19 protein-coding genes are annotated in these 16,960 nt (G+C 42.2%); 6 read left to right on the top strand and 13 right to left on the bottom strand.

What is annotated here, in order from left to right; translation table 11 throughout:
* Positions 1–43 precede the first annotated feature (43 nt).
* From AC0YN6_RS08810 to AC0YN6_RS08800, 3 genes are all read left to right on the top strand, one after another.
* Positions 44–481 (top strand): DUF2621 domain-containing protein, encoded by a 438-nt coding sequence (locus AC0YN6_RS08810; protein ID WP_475746391.1) that lies wholly within the window; start codon positions 44–46, stop codon positions 479–481.
* Between the two features lie 157 nt (positions 482–638).
* Complete coding sequence (locus tag AC0YN6_RS08805) at positions 639–1,130, top strand: hypothetical protein (protein WP_475746390.1); 492 nt, start codon at positions 639–641, stop codon at positions 1,128–1,130.
* A gap of 26 nt (positions 1,131–1,156) precedes the next feature.
* A complete protein-coding gene (locus tag AC0YN6_RS08800; RefSeq protein ID WP_475746389.1) occupies positions 1,157–2,059 on the top strand; it encodes a TIGR01777 family oxidoreductase in 903 nt (300 codons plus the stop codon).
* Positions 2,060–2,068: 9 nt separating this feature from the next.
* On the opposite strand, the gene AC0YN6_RS08795 is transcribed toward AC0YN6_RS08800, so the two are convergent.
* From AC0YN6_RS08795 to AC0YN6_RS08755, 9 genes are read right to left on the bottom strand one after another with little or no spacing between them, the layout of a single operon-like run.
* Entirely contained in the window at positions 2,069–3,643 is a 1,575-nt protein-coding gene (locus AC0YN6_RS08795; RefSeq protein WP_475746388.1) for a DUF6382 domain-containing protein, read from the bottom strand.
* A gap of 29 nt (positions 3,644–3,672) precedes the next feature.
* Positions 3,673–4,185, bottom strand: coding sequence for an A24 family peptidase (locus AC0YN6_RS08790; protein WP_475746387.1), 513 nt, complete (start codon positions 4,183–4,185; stop codon positions 3,673–3,675).
* A 35-nt stretch (positions 4,186–4,220) separates the two neighbouring features.
* The gene (locus AC0YN6_RS08785) at positions 4,221–5,192 is read right to left on the bottom strand and encodes a TadE/TadG family type IV pilus assembly protein (protein ID WP_475746386.1); all 972 of its coding nucleotides are present in this window, start codon (positions 5,190–5,192) and stop codon (positions 4,221–4,223) included.
* Positions 5,158–7,422, bottom strand: coding sequence for a hypothetical protein (locus AC0YN6_RS08780; RefSeq protein ID WP_475746385.1), 2,265 nt, complete (start codon positions 7,420–7,422; stop codon positions 5,158–5,160). The genes AC0YN6_RS08785 and AC0YN6_RS08780 overlap by 35 nt, the downstream gene beginning before the upstream one ends.
* A gap of 55 nt (positions 7,423–7,477) precedes the next feature.
* Positions 7,478–8,203 (bottom strand): TadE/TadG family type IV pilus assembly protein, encoded by a 726-nt coding sequence (locus tag AC0YN6_RS08775; protein ID WP_475746384.1) that lies wholly within the window; start codon positions 8,201–8,203, stop codon positions 7,478–7,480.
* Positions 8,204–8,214: 11 nt separating this feature from the next.
* Positions 8,215–8,400: a Flp1 family type IVb pilin gene (locus tag AC0YN6_RS08770; protein ID WP_475746383.1), complete on the bottom strand. Its 186-nt coding sequence runs from the start codon at positions 8,398–8,400 to the stop codon at positions 8,215–8,217.
* 24 nt (positions 8,401–8,424) lie between these two features.
* Positions 8,425–9,309, bottom strand: coding sequence for a type II secretion system F family protein (locus AC0YN6_RS08765; protein ID WP_475746382.1), 885 nt, complete (start codon positions 9,307–9,309; stop codon positions 8,425–8,427).
* Between the two features lie 19 nt (positions 9,310–9,328).
* Positions 9,329–10,201 (bottom strand): type II secretion system F family protein, encoded by an 873-nt coding sequence (locus tag AC0YN6_RS08760; RefSeq protein WP_475746381.1) that lies wholly within the window; start codon positions 10,199–10,201, stop codon positions 9,329–9,331.
* The gene (locus AC0YN6_RS08755; RefSeq protein ID WP_475746380.1) at positions 10,198–10,395 is read right to left on the bottom strand and encodes a hypothetical protein; all 198 of its coding nucleotides are present in this window, start codon (positions 10,393–10,395) and stop codon (positions 10,198–10,200) included. The genes AC0YN6_RS08760 and AC0YN6_RS08755 overlap by 4 nt, the downstream gene beginning before the upstream one ends.
* Before the next feature lie 459 nt (positions 10,396–10,854).
* Here AC0YN6_RS08755 and AC0YN6_RS08750 point away from each other — a divergent pair, with 459 nt between their 5' ends.
* The 3 genes from AC0YN6_RS08750 (at position 10,855) to AC0YN6_RS08740 (ending at position 12,378) form a co-directional block, all read left to right on the top strand.
* Positions 10,855–11,049 (top strand): hypothetical protein, encoded by a 195-nt coding sequence (locus AC0YN6_RS08750; protein ID WP_475746379.1) that lies wholly within the window; start codon positions 10,855–10,857, stop codon positions 11,047–11,049.
* A 64-nt stretch (positions 11,050–11,113) separates the two neighbouring features.
* Positions 11,114–11,542 carry a hypothetical protein gene (locus AC0YN6_RS08745; RefSeq protein WP_475746378.1) on the top strand — a complete coding sequence of 143 codons (429 nt, stop codon included), beginning with the start codon at positions 11,114–11,116 and terminating at the stop codon, positions 11,540–11,542.
* 188 nt (positions 11,543–11,730) lie between these two features.
* Positions 11,731–12,378, top strand: a complete 648-nt coding sequence (locus AC0YN6_RS08740; protein WP_475746376.1) for a zinc metallopeptidase — start codon at positions 11,731–11,733, stop codon at positions 12,376–12,378.
* A 415-nt stretch (positions 12,379–12,793) separates the two neighbouring features.
* Here the strand turns inward: AC0YN6_RS08740 and AC0YN6_RS08735 are convergent, their stop codons facing one another.
* The 4 genes from AC0YN6_RS08735 to AC0YN6_RS08720 are packed head-to-tail and all read right to left on the bottom strand — an operon-like array spanning position 12,794 to position 16,956.
* Complete coding sequence (locus tag AC0YN6_RS08735; protein ID WP_475746375.1) at positions 12,794–13,261, bottom strand: Mov34/MPN/PAD-1 family protein; 468 nt, start codon at positions 13,259–13,261, stop codon at positions 12,794–12,796.
* Positions 13,258–15,027, bottom strand: coding sequence for a ThiF family adenylyltransferase (locus AC0YN6_RS08730; RefSeq protein WP_475746374.1), 1,770 nt, complete (start codon positions 15,025–15,027; stop codon positions 13,258–13,260). Before AC0YN6_RS08730 ends, AC0YN6_RS08735 begins: the two co-directional genes overlap by 4 nt.
* Positions 15,011–15,976 (bottom strand): CBASS cGAMP synthase, encoded by a 966-nt coding sequence (locus AC0YN6_RS08725; protein ID WP_475746372.1) that lies wholly within the window; start codon positions 15,974–15,976, stop codon positions 15,011–15,013. Before AC0YN6_RS08725 ends, AC0YN6_RS08730 begins: the two co-directional genes overlap by 17 nt.
* Positions 15,976–16,956, bottom strand: coding sequence for a CBASS cGAMP-activated phospholipase (locus tag AC0YN6_RS08720; protein WP_475746845.1), 981 nt, complete (start codon positions 16,954–16,956; stop codon positions 15,976–15,978). Before AC0YN6_RS08720 ends, AC0YN6_RS08725 begins: the two co-directional genes overlap by 1 nt.
* Positions 16,957–16,960: the final 4 nt, after the last annotated feature.

Raw genomic sequence — 16,960 nt, 5'->3', positions numbered from 1 at the left:
TCTAGGAATACGGTATAATTCATTATTGAGGTGAAAGACGCGTATGAAAGTTGCCCCTGATTGGTTTATGTATTTCATCGTTTTTTGGGCAATCGTCATGGTTGTGGCTATGTCGATTGGCGGATTTTTCATGTTTCGAAAATTTCTCAAGGTGCTTCCGATGCGAGACGGCAAGTCTAAGCTCGATTGGCAAAACTACTGGGTAGATCGCAGCCGCAGCATGTGGAACGATGAATCCAAGGAGCTGCTCGATCAGCTTGTTTCCCCAGTGCCAAGCGCTTTTCGCGATATAGCTAAACATTCCATCGCAGCCAAAATTGGCCAGGTGGCAATTGAACACGGAGCAGCCTCCGTGACGCGCGAACATTGCATCGAAGGTTACATACGAGCTACCCCCAAACGTGATTACCGTAGTCTAATTACATTTCTTGACCGTCAAGAAATCGATTATACTCCCTATAAGCATCTACTTAATAAATGAGTTTAAGCCGCACAAGTGCGGCTTAAACTCATTTATATTTACAGCAGCTTTAATAACCTCAATCCATTACATGCTTCATACTCTTATTTTGTGGTTATATATAAAAGTGTAACCTAACAGCACTCTATTTCGTTAATAAATACAGGAGGTGGTTCAAATGATGAACTCATCGAAGCGAAGAAGAAACAAAAAAGCAGTTACAGCAGGAGCAGTTCTTCTAGCTGTTATGCTCGCAACATCAGCTTGTGGCGGATCTAACGCTAACAATGAAAATGCAGGAAACGAACAACCGGGAGCAACCGACGGACCCGTTGTCACACAGTTGCCTGAAGAAAGCGGTGTAGTCGATCCTGAAGTACCTGTCCCTGAGACGACTGATAATCCATCAAACAACAATGGCACAATCGAGGACCCTGCAGCCCCAAACAAAATAAGTGAAGGTACTTATAGCGGTCTAAGCGACTCGCACTCCATAGAAATTGAAACGGCTGAAGGTGCGATAGCACTTCAAATTACAGATGACCAAAAGAATACTCTAGATGCACTGCCAGATGATGCAAAGGTTAAATTTGAATATTCCGAAAAAGCAATCGAGGGCGAGGCCACTCTCAAACAAAATTGGCTGGTTAAGATAGAACAAATCAAATAAAGAGTGAAGTGAAGGAGCGAACGGGGATGCGGGTTGCTGTTGCTGGTGGAACAGGCTTTATCGGAAGTGCGCTAACAGAAGCTTTACTCGAGAGAAATGATGAAGTATGGATTATTTCTAGACGAAGCTTGAAGGATTCATCCAGACGCTCTGGCCTTAACCAAATCACATGGGATGAGCTTCAAGCTTCTCCCTCATTGCTCGAGGGCATTGATGCCATAGTCAATCTCACAGGTGAGTCGATTAACCAGCGCTGGAATTCAGCTGCCAAGCAGCGCATCATGGATTCAAGAACAATAGCAGCAGCCCGTATCTCAAAGCTAATGAAATCACTCAAGCACAAGCCGCCGCTTGTCGTTAACGCATCTGGCATTTCTGCGTACGGCATGTCGACGGATGGTGTTTTTGATGAATCAAGCCCGACTAAGGTTACTGATTATCTATCCGAAGTCGTCCAGAAGTGGGAGCAGGCCGCAGACAGTATTCCCGTCGAGCGGCTTGTTAAGCTTCGTGTCGGCGTCGTTTTGGATAAGAAAGAAGGCGCCTTCCCTTTAATGGCTATGCCGTATCGCTTGTTCGGAGGCGGTAAGATTGGCAGCGGGAAACAATGGTTGTCATGGATTCATCTCGAAGATATGATTCGTCTTATTCTGTTTATTTTGGACAACAAACATATTTATGGCCCCATCAATGCTTCTTCGCCTGATCCTGTGACAAATGATTCATTTGGGCGAGCGATTGGGAAAGCCATGGGAAGACCTCATTGGTTCCCAGTTCCGGCCTTTGTCATGCGAACCTTATTCGGCGAGATGTCAACGCTTCTGCTTGATGGACAACGGGCTCTACCGAGCAAAGCACTTGAGAATGGATTCCAGTTCAAATATCCTACTGTTGATAGCGCTATGTCTGATTTAGTAGGACATCGCTAGTTCTCCGCATCATCCCGATTTCAGCTCATAGGCGGGTCCTTGATCGCCTGCTAGATGGATCACATCTCCGGTCATAAACTTATAGCTCTTATAAGGAATCATCATTTGTCCATTGAGCAGGCTTCCATTTCTTGAGCCTAAATCTTTCACTTTATATTGTCCCTCCAAGCTCTCAATTTCCAAATGAAGACGCGATATGCCGTTTGCAACCTCCGCGTAGCTTACCTGCTCCCCCATACGTCCTATTTTAAAGCACCCATCACTTAATTCTAACCTTGTATCCTGACCCTCCCACCTTCTTTGAAGCCATATTGCAGTATCAGCAGAAAACACCTTTGACGGATTGCTCCCAAGCAGAACTGTTGGTTCTGCTATATAAGCAGCTTGTTGTGCTGCAACCACATGCAGCGGGGCTCGCATTTGAACTTCGATTAAGTGATTTGGATCTGCCTGTTTTTTGAGATCAGTCTCATCACTTGCATGATGCTCTGCGTAGGCTTTATCCGGCCGCGGAAATAGTCCTGAGTCAAATGCCGGCTCTCCAAACTCCTCGTCTAATTCATCATAGGCAGCGTCCCGATTCTTACTCTTTCTCCAACCCAGCATAACAGCTGCTAGAAGCAGCAAGGATATGCCTGAACATATCAACAAGCTCTGCCTTGTAGCTGACTCCAAATAGACAAATCTCCATACACATGCTAGTGCAACGAGAAGACACGCTGCTATGATCCATTTTTTCTTGGATTCAGACCCAGCTTCCTCTTCCATGTAATGTGGACCAGAAAACTGATTAGTTGAAGTGAGTGACTGCTCACTGAGCTCGTCCTTATTCGGAATTGATATATAGGGACTTCTTGAAGGACTTCCCGGTTGATACTGCCATTGCTCCTCCACGTATGGACGTTCAAATCGTGGATGTGATTCTGGAGATTCATTCTTCTCCTCCTGAAGCGACTTTGAAGCTTGCTGTTTATCAACACTCAGCTCTACTCCGCTTCTCTGTTTTAAAGATGCCTCTCCTATTAAATCCAGCAGCGTCGACCTCAGCTCTTCAAGAGGCCGCTTTTTTCCGGTTACATGCTGCAGCACTCGCTTTAAGCCCTCACCATCTATGTTGTCTACATAAGATGTGAAACGTACGATTAGCGACAAAAGGTCACCCGCTCCCCTTGTTTGCTCCTCGGTATCTGCCTTAATAGGCAAGTAAGCGAGTCGAATGTCATGCAGCTTCTCACCTACAAAAATAAATTGTTCATCAAGCAGACAGCCCTCTGGTCGCAGCATATAGTGCTTGCATTCATATAGCGCATCAGCTATGCCTAATATAAGAGAGTAGTATTGCTGCATAGTTAGCGGCTGTTGCTGCAGCCTATGCAGAAGAATTCTCATGCCCGACAGCTTATACCGAAATGTAACCTTACTGTCCAGCTCGAACCAATCTATGGGCAGCAAATAAGGGATCCGCTCACTATGAAGCATATGGAGTTCAAGCTCATCCAGCTCGCTTCTATATAAGCCGCACTCTCGATCAATAATCATCTCATGTGCTTGATCCATAGCAAAATCAATTCGATAGCTTTGCATCACTCATATCTCCCTTCTGGCCTGCTAGCTTAACCAAACATAGACCATACCGTAATAGCTGCCGGCGCAACCGCCAACATAAATGGGAATTTCTTGCCTGACTCTACCCAGTGCAGCCACTGAAATTTTCTCCCCACCGCCACAGGAGTAAGAATAGCTGTTGCTCCTGCAATAACCTTCTTCCCGAAAGCACGATTAATAATGATAAGACAGACGCCAATTGCACCCGCATACAAAATCGCGTAGAGCATCAATTGCAGCACCATCCACATACCAATCCATGCGCCTAACGCTCCAAACAGCTTTACATCACCTGCCCCTATTCCTCGCGCTAAATGAAGCAGCAGCAAAGGAAAAAAACCTGCAGCCGCTCCAGCGGCTGCTATTGCAGCCCCTTGAATTCCGTTCATCGTAATTTGATAAATAAATGCAGCAATAAAAAAAGTTACTGTCAGCCTGTTAGGTATAATTTGAGCTTTTAAATCCGTAAAAAGAGCCGCAACTAAAAGTACAAATAATGCAGCTGTTTGAATGAAATCCATGACACTCCCCTTTCTGTCGCAGCTTTTTCTTCGCCTTAATTTCCTCTGCTGCTCTTCTCAACGACAAAATGCATCGATACTTGATTCGCCTTTTTTTCTACCTCAGAGGCTGTAAGCTCCCATATCCCGGGAGTCGTATTTCCTGATACATGCCAGGTCCATTTCACATAGCCATCGGCATCAGCAACTGCTTTGCCAAGATGCTTCGCTTCACTTGAGCCGCTCTTATAGGTAACACCCAACGAAATGGCGGCTCCCGGCAGCGTTTTCACTGTAACAGTAGCTTTCTTCCCTGGCCGAAGCGGCGTCGGCTCGATAGCCACGATTTGTATCGGAATATTCGATTGCTCACTTTCCGCTTCACCATATTTCGCTGGAGCTGTATCACTTATCCATACTCGTTCAGAAGCTTGCTCCTTAAAAACAATTGGCTTACCGTAGAAGGGCAGCTTTATTGGAAATTCATAATCCACCCGAATAACCAAATAAGGCTCATTATTCTTTGCTAAATCAGGCAGCGACAAATAGCTCAGACTCAGCCTTTCAGGATCAATAATCGCAGCATCAGCGTACTCCCTTATTAGCGGCTCGATAACCGCTCTTCCTATTTCCGTTGCAGCCATATTTTGAATCGGACGAAAATCTCCTTTCAAAGCGGATGATACTAATGACCCGGCTGGTGAAGGCAGCCATTCCGAAGCTTCAGCTGCAATCTCACTCCATGAGGACAACGGTATTTTCACTTGGGCAGGGGACGGAATACTGGCTGATGCTTGCTGCCAGGCCAGCTCTACAGGGTAAATATGTGCTGCGATTTGCCTAACTGTCTGCGATGCGACAGAATGCAGTGCCATCTGTACTGCACATAAACGAATAAGCATGACAAATACGAGAAGCACAACAATAACCATTGGCATAACTAACGCAGCTTCTACGACGATTGAGCCTTGTTCATTCTTAAGTCGTCGGCATTTAATAAGACCAGCCAATCGTTTGAGTCGTCTCATATCGGTTGCCTACAACCTTTCCTTCCAAAAGTCCGAATTTGCCAAGCGTCCGAATTAAGCCGGGAATAAACCATAGCTCCATCGAAACACCCGCTTCGCCAGTCACTCCGCTTGGAACGGCTGAAAGCGTCGTTCCGCTGTTTTGCTCAATGACTGCAATCATACGGGCGAGGCTTGCCCCATCATCCGCACCGTGCATTAGTATAAAGAGCCTTAAATAATCAGAATAGGTAAGCTCTGCTTTTACATACTTAGACAAAGGAGCCGATCCTCGCTCCTTGAAGGCAAGCATGTCCTCGATCGATTTCTCTAATCCATAAATAAGTGCTGCTGATAAAATTAGTAAGGGATGGCCTAATGATCTGCTTTCAAGCAGCCCCTCCATCGTTCTAATGGCTAAACGAGTCGCAAACAGTTCTCCATAGGCGGCAGCTATATTCCCTACTGTATTGTGAAAGCCATAAATGATATATTCCGCTTCTTGGTTGTTAAATGAGACGGCATGTGTTAGTTCTGATAAATCTCCACTGGTCATCATGGAACGTAAATGCTGCGGTGCAAACGAGGTAAAACGATGAATTACATATTCGCCAAAATATAAAGAGTCTCTTGTGCGCTCCAGCATCCCTGCCATCCCGGTAAATAATCCGCCCATTAACACGGTAGACTGCTCAGCGGCTTTGTGAGCATCACTTGCCTGATCCATATTCGCTGCTTCAGCTGCTTCATCTAATTGCTCATTGAATAACAGGTTATCGTTATACCGCTTCTTGACCTGTTCGAACACCTTTTGATGCTCTTCGGATTGCGGAATAACGGCAAGTCCATGAAGCAAGCCCCGAGCCTGTTTCCACAACGAATCAGCTTGCTCCTTCTGCTGCTTCAGCTGAGTCTTTATCGAACCCTGTTCAAGTGCTGACTGACGCTCAACAATTACAACTGCAGGACGGATGAATTGCTGTTCGTAGCCCCCATAGGCAAGTCTCAAGCTAGTCACACCTTCAAGTAAAGTATCAGCAGTTGTACTTTTAATAGGCTTCGTTAAAGAAGCTAGACTACTGGTTTGATAACTTCCCGCTTCCATATCAATTGCAGCTGCAGACGAGCTTTGCCCCTCCAGCTCCTGCCGATATTCAATGAACCAGCTGTCTGGCTTAACAAGTTCATCCGCCGCTTTCCTCACCTGTTCAATATCGGAAGCTGCATCAGTTGGAATCTGGTGCTGTTCAACACTAGTAGATTTATATTTGGAGACAACATCATACCCACTGTTCTGAGGCTGTTGATTTGCTTGTTGAGCAAGCCTCTGCATCTGTTCATTTAATCCCCTTGCAGCTTCCAGCTCCTGAATTGCATTCCCATATAGCTTTACATGCTGACTGTGCGTCTCATCACTCACTCTTCGCAGTTCCATAGCAAGCGCTCTGGCTTTCTCTTCGTAAGCTGCTATTTCAGCAGTATGCTGCTTCTCCGCCTCGGCAGCTAACGATTGATTATAAATAACCATTGCTGCATAGGCACCATATTCACCTGCGACACTCATGGCAGTATCGCCTTTTATTGTGATGACTTCTGACTGAATCGGAATTAACATAGGTATACCGCTTCCACTTATCGTTGAGGCCATCTGTCTCTGCAACTGAAGCACATTGGCTAGATGAGCCTCGCGCTTCTCATACAATTTGCGCATACTCGCAAGCAGGCTTATTGTAATTGAGGACTCCTTCATCGCATCTGCCATCGGCACAAATTTCGCAGCGAGCTCCAAAGTAAAATCTACTGGCGCTTTATATTTCATCTCCTCCAGCACTTGTCTTGCAAACACGTTATGGCTGCCCAGAAACGCTGCCGTATGCAGTAACGAAGTCTCTGACCTCGCTCGAACAAGCTTCATGCCTGTTCGCGCCGAACCGTCAGCCGTTTCCGTATTAGCTGCCATCATTTCCGTAAAGATGGTTTGACCATCCGTACCACCACGGCCAAACAGCCCATATCTTTCATATAAAGCAGCATCATAAGCTGACAGCACAGATCTTACGCTGGACCTTGCTGCATCCTCAGTCAATTTATGCAAAGCCGCAATTCGTGCATAATCTATAAGCAAAGAAAAAAATAAAAGCAGCGCGGATAGAACAATGACCGAAAACACCGTTACTGCCCCGTCCTCTTGAAACAAGAGCCCGCCCTTGCATAGCTTTTGTCTGAGTCCCCATCCCTTCTTTACGATCACAGCAGACTTGCACCTCCATCCTTACCTATCACGATCTAAAGCATGCTGCTAATATTTAAGGCTTTGGCGCCTTTGCAGCATCTTTATAAGAATCCAGTACCTGTCCCGCCTGTGCCTTCGCTTGAATAGCCCCGCCCGGCCGATTAACAAACCTCGACGAATAATAGCGAACAAGATCAACGCTGCGTATAAATTCAGTAGGATCAACAACTGTCGCGATTGACACGGACTTAGGCTCTCTCCTCAACCAGCTCCGCTCTACATATTCAACCGATAAGGGCTCCTTCAGTTTGACCGTAATTACTCTCTTGAGAATACCAGGCGAATAGCTCATCTCTCCTTCATATGCTAAGTCTGCTTTTCCCATCCATCTAGCGGACTGCTCCATTTTTCGCACAGATAAAGCATAATTGCTTTGATCATCTGCGTCTTTAAGGGGGAGTACGACTTTTGCAGCCTCATTCCCTCCTCTCAAACCAAATAGGCTGCCAAGCATCCCATCTTCGCCAATTCGCCAATAAAGGCCGTCATAACTAGGTTCAATAAGCATACCGCTCCTTGCATCTCGATAGCTGTTGTCCCAGTTGAAAGCAGCACGCTCCGCAGTTGCCGACACTGCGTAATAAAGGACCACCTTCTCGTACATATACATTCCAAACAAAATAAACAATAAGATAAGCCCGAACAGCATTGGAAATACGATCGTAGACTCCAGCGTGAAGCTTCCCTGCTCTTTCTTCAGCCATTGCAGCAGCTCTGTTTTTCTTCTCGACCTGTTCATAAGCCCACCTGCTAACTAAAGATTTTGTCCGCCTCATCATCCGCTTTCCCCATCAACCGTTCAATTAGCTCAATAATCCAATCTTTAAACAACAGGGCAATAATAATGACGACCGCAATAATCAAAATAATCTCCAGCGTTCCTAAACCATCTTCCTCTTTCCAAAATGAGCGCATAGCTTGACCTACCTTTTTCATCTTCCATCTTCCTCTCGGTTTTAGTTAAGACATGAGCAGCACTGCTGGTGCAGCTACCAAAATCATTAATACTAGCAAAATGCCTACTAGCGGAAATACAAGCTTTGAAGAAGCTTCCTCCCCGCGCGATCTAGCGATGGCCTTGCGTTTCTCCCACAAGGTATAGGAGAGCTCTCGCAATGCAAGTATGAAATGCTCTCCTCCACGCCGGTAATTCAGCAGCAGCACTGTTGAGAAAATGGACACCTCCTGCACAGCGCATCTACGGTTAAACCGCTCCATCACTGTGCTGAACGATTGACCATTGCGAAGCATCGACACCGTCTCGCTCCATTCTTTATAGAGCGGATGATTCATACTCTCCTTCCCCTCCAAGCATCTTGCCAGTGCTTGCTGTACGGTTTCTCCAGCGCCTACGAGAAGCATCAACTTGCTGAGCATGACAGGCAGCTCAACGATCATTTGCTGCTTCCGCTCCGCTACACGCCGTCCTGCTTCTATGAAGGGCCTAATCGTTAATATAGTGCCAAAAACGACACCCATAATTAATAATATGGGCTCCTGACCGAGCAGACTCAGCCATGCACATCCCGTTAAAGCTGCATAGCCAGTACCTAAAGCGACTGTTGCTTCTACCTTCGTCCGCTCTATTGACCAATTGCTATCCTTTAATAGGAGCAGCTTCATATGGTAGCTGGCCATTGGCATATGAAGCGTATCAAAGAGATGATACCTCTCGAGTACACGTATAAATGGATCGATCAAGCTTAGCTGGACAAGCTGCTGCCTCGTTTGATCATGTGCTCGTTTTTTCCCCATTAGCTGAACCCAGATAGCACGCAGCGCCCCTACTCCTGCCAAATAAATCCACAACACCGTTAGGGTAACAGCCGCAATTGCCGCAACCATGCTTTCCCTCCCTTCTCTGCTACATTTGAATATTCATCATTTTCCTCATTACCCAAAAACAGAAGAGTAAAAGCAGCAGAGCTGCCGTTAACAATAAATAACCGATCCCTCCATATAAGGGAGCCATATAATCAGGAGCGGCTAGGCTCAGGAAAGCCAAAAAAACAAATGGCACAGCCATCATGATTCGTCCCTCGAATTTCTTTTGAGCGATCATGACGGCAATTTCCTGCTCGATTTCCAGCTTTTCTCCGATAATGATCGAGGTTTTTTTCATCACCTCCAACAAGTCACCTCCCGAACGCTTGCAAGCTGCCAACGCATCGACGAACTGAGTAATCTCATCGATGCCTGCACGATTGGCGAAATTACGCAGCGCGTATTCTAAAGGCTCGGCGTTATCTAAGCGGAAACGAATAATTTGAAACTCTAACAAAAGTTCTGTTCGTGAATCAGGATAGATCAGCTTCAAATCATCATGAGTGGATAAAAAAGCATTTTCGAGCGATCGACCAGCTGCAAGTGAAGATGTCAGTGAAAATAATGCTTCCTTAAATTGCAGCTTCAACCGCTCTTTCCGCTGCAGCAGCAGCGATTCACGTCTAATTCTAGGTGCTATTAAGCCAAAAGCCGCTGCTGCAAAAGATAGGAGCACAGAGTGATAGAATAAATAGACTGCTCCATACAAAAGCAAAGCTGCTCCGACAGCTGCGGTAATAAACTGTTTCCGGTTAAGGCGGTATTGCCCGTAATCCGTAAGGGTACGGCCCGCACGAATATTAGCCATCGTTGCATCGCTTTCCCAGCCGCACCATGTAAGCATTCTTTGCAATCTTCCGCCGCTCATCCGATGTACGCTGTCTACTTTATTACCGCCGCTTAAGCTGTTCATATCGCCACTCCTTCGCCTATTCTTTTCCCCGCCAAAGACAGTTTGTCCATTCCCATAAGCGGATTCACTGTTCGTATAAGCCTGCCGAGTACTCTCCCTTCTCGTTCACCCTCCTCTTCATAAATAAACAGTGGATTAAGTACTATTTCGCCTGCTTCTACACCAATGACCTCACAAATCTTGTAAAAATACAAATAAGTTGATCCCTTAAGAAGAACGTAACCATTGATAAATCAACGCCCCTAAATTAAGTCAAATAAATTAAAGTTGGTCCCATGTTAAAAAAACTTATACAAATAGTTGGTCCCAAGTCAAAACCAACATACAAATAGTTGGTTCCTTTGTTGAATAAAACAACACGTTAGAATATAAAATAACCCTCCCATTAATTCCGATTCGGAATTAATGGGAGGGTTATTTTATATTCTATTTCAATACGAAACTCGTAGCCGTATTTCAATTACAACTCTTTGTTAATGTATTATTGCTTAGTGTCGACAACTTAAACCTAATCACATTTAACGGTGTTTTTGGCGGTGGCTTGTACTCTGCTGCGACCGTGAAAAGACAATAAAACTTGTGTTGACAAAATAAAGTGGATTAAATTATACTTATAACGTACTCATTTATAAACCACTTATAGGAGAGTGTTTATGCCGACAAAACCACGGTATTCGGTTGATGATTTAATGGAGAAGCTTCCTAGAGATTCTCAAGATGGTGTTGTCGGTGCAGCTGAAGCACTGGCAGATATGAAGGATTATATTGCAAAGAATGGACGCTCAGGAGCTGACGGCGTTTTGGCACGGAAGGAACACCGCACAATTTATGACAGATACTACGCTTAAGATAGAGGACGGGTTAAGTTGACTTGACTTAGCCCGTTTATTATTTGATTTAGAGGTGAATATTTTGAGCAAAGAAGACCAAGTTCGATTTAATTTAAATATCCCACAGGAACTGATGGCTCGAGTTGAAAAAGTTGCAGATCAACTGTCATTAACCAAAGCGCAAGTCATGCTGCTCGGAACAATGGGATTTATCGAAAGTTACGATAGGGACGGACAAGGTTTTCTGGCTGATCTCGTATCCTCCGGACTTGTCCAAAATAATAAACGAGTAGTTACTTATCAGGACGCGTTAAGAATCATTAAAGATTCCATAGACCCTCAAGCTAAACAAATGTACAATGCTCTTCGAGAATGGCGTTCCAAACCATCGGCATCATCTAGGGACAAGGATACTCCTGGATTCCAGGGTTGGGATTCGGCTGTTAAGTATGGTGAACTTAATAAACAATACCCTCAGATGAAAGGCATTGTTTTCCCTGATAATGATTAATAAACTATCGCTGTTCCCATAATACAGGAACAGCGATGATTTTCTTATCAACTATCTCAAAATTACATTCTAACAAGAATCAACCTTGTTATTTTATATTGAATAGTAAATTGTCTTTAATATACTATAAAAATGTAATATGATTTGAAACCATTATAATAAATTTATTCTTATCAACTGAGGGTGGGATGAAAATGACAGGTGAGGAATTTGCTAATGAATTGCTCAAGATTAACGGTATCCAACAAAAAGAGTGCGATGTCATTTCGCTAAACTCTATTAAGGCTAGCGAAACAATTTATAACCCCAACGGAACTTCTCATATCTTATTGAACAGTGATAATCAAACTGATGAAAAACTTGCAATAGCTGCGCATGAGGTAGGTCATTATCTTAGTAATTCAATTTATCCCGAACGTTTTAAAATAGTAAGTAGACAAAAATATAGACTGGTAGCCCTTTTTTGTGTTGAAATCGTATGTTTATTATTAATAATATTCTCGAAAGGTATCACTATAAGCATTATCAGTGTTCTGTTAATGATCGCACTTATTCTTTTTTTGACTAGGACTCTAACTAAAATAAAAGTTGATGACGAGAATTATGCAAATGTTGAAGCTATAAAGCAAATTGAATTGCATGCATCAAACATCTTTCAAGCAAATAATGATTCTCGAAATTATGTAGACTTCGTTAGTCATGTAAATGTTAAATTTAATACTATTATTCAAAAATACTCAAAAGATACACCGTTTATTTATTACCTGATTACTGGATTCACTTCATTACCAGTAGTTATATATAAAGCTTCTATTATTTTTCTTGACATACGCTAAATAAACAGTTAATCTTCCGCGAGGGTGATTATATCCAAATTTTCATTATTACATTTTTAATTATGCAGATTTATATTTATTTATTCCAACTCTATTTGAATTCATTGCTCTCTTTACATAACGAAGCTTTAAATCATCGTTTTGAGTTTAGATTGATTTATATTTTTATAACAATTTTTTTAGTTTCTCTAATGATGATTGTTATTCTGTTTCAATCATTACCTGCCTATTTATCAGCATCATTTGTAACAATCGAGATTACTTTCATTATTTTTAAATTCAAAAAAAGATATAAATAACAAGAAACCTAGATACAATTGCATGATAACTAAAAACGGAAGTTCTGATTATTATCAGAACTTCCGTTTAAAATAATTAAAATCACGTATTAATAATAACAAGTGATTTTAATTATTTATTCATTTATTGAAGTAAGCCTTGTCAAATCATCCTTTCCTCTCTGAACTGCAACAAAATAATCTGTCGTACCAACAATGATCATAATAAGAAATTCAATTTCCATTTTTGTATCTTTTAACATACTCGAGAGTAGCTTCTTGTCGATGAGTGAAGGTTTCGGATTGTTTTCAGGGTGTGTGTGCCACTCACCAAGATAAACAACTTCACCACTTGATTCCTTCCAATGGTCATTTACAATTTTCTGCGCTGCTTTCACATTTCGCTCAAAAAAATACCGTCCTGACTTGTCATTCTTATTGGGGACACTCGCTTTCTCTATCACAATTTTTTCTGAATAAATTCGACCAAGTAAAATACCGCCCGACTCGTGTTGCCGGGCGGTATTTTGACGATAACAATCAAAAGTATCAACAACTGACTGCAAGATGTGTATCTCTCTGTCTTCAAAATAATACTTGATCATACTTGCATTACCTCAGCTTCAGTAGTATCAGCAACTCTCGTCACCAAAACGCTGTAATCGTTCATACCATTCCATCTCTCTTCGACCCCGCGCCCATTAGACTTCTGCAAAGATGCATTTCCTAACCAGCTAAAAATTATATTGTCGTTATTATCGCCATTTAGAATCTCTCTATGGACATATGACATCAGCTCATAGACAAATCTTTTAACCTCAAAAACGCTGTAAGGAGCATAAGTGCTTTGACAACCTGCTTCTCTAACTGTGTACTGTCCCGGTTTTAAAATACAATATTTAAATCTGTTATCTTCATCAAACAGATCTCTAAATTGACCTTGATTTTTGGGGTTAATATACACCGCATGAGCACCGGCTAAATATGGCTCTACCCAAACATAAAGTAATGGGGTCTCAATAATTCCACACTTCTGTAGTTTATCTAAACGAAACTCTGTTGATGGGTGCGCCGTCGCAACAATAGTTAGATCACAGCGATTAAGAAATGTTTCATTATAACGTAAGATATTCAGTATGTCCTCATGGTATGAAGTGTGTTTACTGTGTGGGAAATGAGAAGAAAGATACTCATTGACTGCATCTACTTTATTTTTCCCCACGTAAGAAGCTCCACAAAGATGTCTTGCTACATTTTCAAAATTCAAAATATCTTTATCTATTAGGAATAGTTCATTTATGCCTAAATCACCTAAAGAGTTGGCGATATGACTGCCAACAGAACCACACCCAACAATACCCACCCTGGATGAATGCATATGGGTTCCGTCACCGCCGCGGTTTAATAATCTATTCCGGTCAACACGAGTAACAGAATACTTTTTAATATTTACAAGACCAAAGTGGTTAAGTTCCATTCGCGCATTTTTATGCCCTTTACGAAAGCCATTTAGAGCTGACTGATATTTACGTTTAGGTAAGTAAGCATTCGCTTTTATTTGTTCTGGCTTTTGATGTTCCCAAGCTCCGAGCATATGCCCATTAGTCGTAGAAATTGAAAACATCACTAATGAGGGTCGAGAGACCTTATCTAGATAATCATATAAAGGGTTTATGACATCCGGGCTGCTTAATCGCAATTGTTTTAAAATTGCATTATTTGTACTTGGGAACGGCGGAATGCCCAATGATTTTAAAGGTAGATAAATCGATTTTCTACGTTCTCCCAAATCTTCTCCACCGGCTTGTTTAATCCACCTAATTCCATCCGCAACTGTATCCACAGCTAAGTATCTATGCCCTATGTTTGGCAGATCAGTTCCTATCAAGGTGATTTCCTTAGCACAGTCCGTAATTTCAATTAATGATAATATGTTACCATTGCCATGCAGCCGCCAATATGAATCAAACTCGTCTGTGTAATCACTGATATTCTCCCTCTTTCTACCTGCATTAATTAGAAAGAAAGCTCGTTCAATAACAGCGTCTACAACACCATATGGATTTTCCGGATTCGGATGCGCTTCTTCCGAATCATAAATACAAAGAAAATGATCAATATCCAAGTGTGGTATCGGGTAAAGACGAGTGAAATACGGATCAGGAATAAACACCTTCGGAAAGACATCCGGAAATTGAAATGGAAATAATAAAGTAATAACTTGATCGTCTTTTTTTATATTAAAAGCACCAGAATATTTGTTTCTGTCCTTAACTTCGACTTCATCGGCACCGTGCATTTCGACAAGATGAAGTGCTACTTTTCGTAGCACTTCATCATAAAAGTTGAGTAATCTAAGCTGATCGTCCATGATTACCCAAGATCGCTGGAGCCGTGGATTTGAATGCTGTACTTAATTGTGCCTTAGGTGCTTCGTACTCTGGGAACCGATCACCGAACACTTCAATCCATTTTTTTGATGCTTTTGTTTTATCAGTCTCCGTTATCGCCTGATCACCTTTCTTAATAAGGCTATCGAGCTTGGAAAGGAAGTTTTCTTTTTTAGTATCTGACCAATCATTTATTAATTCTTCACTTGGAAATACCGGACGGACAAGTGAAAATGAGTCATTTAAAGCCTTATGGATTGCTCGTGCCGTTTCAACAAAGGCTCTGTCATCATCGTTTCGATAATCTGATGCAAAGTGATTCGCCGCCAAAATTGTAAGCACCATGCCACTTGGCAATTTGGTGTCACCGTCTTTGAAGTCTTTCCATGCTTTAAAGTAGCGAACGATTTTTTTCAGTTGATCTCCTTTAGTCACAACCTCATCGTTGAACCATTTTGTCAATTCCTTCGGATCGCTATCAATCCAGCCCTTTGACTTATGAGCTAATTTGGGATGATCACCATTCTTCACATAAACAGGAAGATCGACATGATAATTATTTTTATAAATTACTCGTACACAGGTGTTTTTATCGACGGGAGAAGTAGAAGTGTGCCCCTCTACAGCTTTTAAAATCCAATTATGAACTGTAGTTGGAGTTGCCCAATCTTTTTCATCCTTACTTTTTAAATGTTCAAGGTAAACTCCGTCATCGATATCAAACTCACCATCTATAGGTACGACAGTTGTATTCATCATATAGGAGCCTTGACCATAGAACTTGGGTTCGGTTAAGCCGAGCTCGTCCTTAAAATACTTTTTGATCTTATCCCGAATAGCATTTCTGGATGTACGAAGACTTTTTTTCTTCTCTGCCGTAAGATAGATCTTCCCATGAAACTCTGTGAATAAATCATTGCAATTAGACATTAGGCTGACGCCTCCTCTGTTTTGTTATTAAAGAATAGTAAAATTTCATCTTCATTAATCCATTCTGTCGCCATTTGCTCACCTTTACTGATCATCACATCAATAGAGTTTTTGTGAGCAAAATCTAACTCGATAAATTTCTTTTCTTTTTCTGATAATTTTGCACTTGGAATACGAGTGTAATCGCCGCCAGCAAACTTTCGTAAATACTCGATATGAAAGTGAGTTGCTACGCTTTGCGAATCTATCATCAAAGAAATCAACTGTTCTTTCCAGCCCCAGAATGGCTTGCGAATCTTCTTCGCAATAGGTATAGCTGTTCCTTCGTGGAGCGAGGATACCGATAATAATCGATAATCCGAATACCCTATTGCTTCTTTATTCGCTAAAAACTCTTGAATCCCGTATAAGGCTGGATTATTAGCATACAATCCTCCATCAACGAACTGCTGCAAACCTTCATTTGTCATAAGATTAACAATGGGAAAATATGTTGGAGCTGCGGATGTAGCAAGCGCTACTTCAACTAACGAACGCTCACTGTCCCTCGTGTATTTAGGTAAATAATCGGATTTAAATACATACGGCTTGCCGGTAGTAATATTAACCGATGGAATAATAACATCTGAGAAACAATCTTTAATTTTCTTATTTTGGAATACTTCTTCCAAAGCAGCTCTCAGCTGTTTATTTTTATATTTAGAGAAAAACAATACCGCTTTAAATCCATGAATTTTTCTCCTCCATGATGCCATGTAAGGAAAAATCTTCGGTCCTTTCTCTTTATAAAACGCCACGATCTGTGAGGCAGGAATTCCTGCAGCTAATGCCAATGCTATAATTCCTCCCGTTGAAGTGCCGCAGATAAGATTAAAATGCTGATGAATTGGACCATACTTTTTTTCAAATTGATCTAAAATCACTGCTGAATATAAGCCTTTTATTCCTCCGCCATCGATGGAGAGAATTTTGTATTGCATCCCC

The organism is Paenibacillus sp. J22P15 (assembly GCF_056269345.1).
Note: the sequence above shows the minus strand (reverse complement) of the source record. Positions and strands in the feature narration are given on the sequence as shown.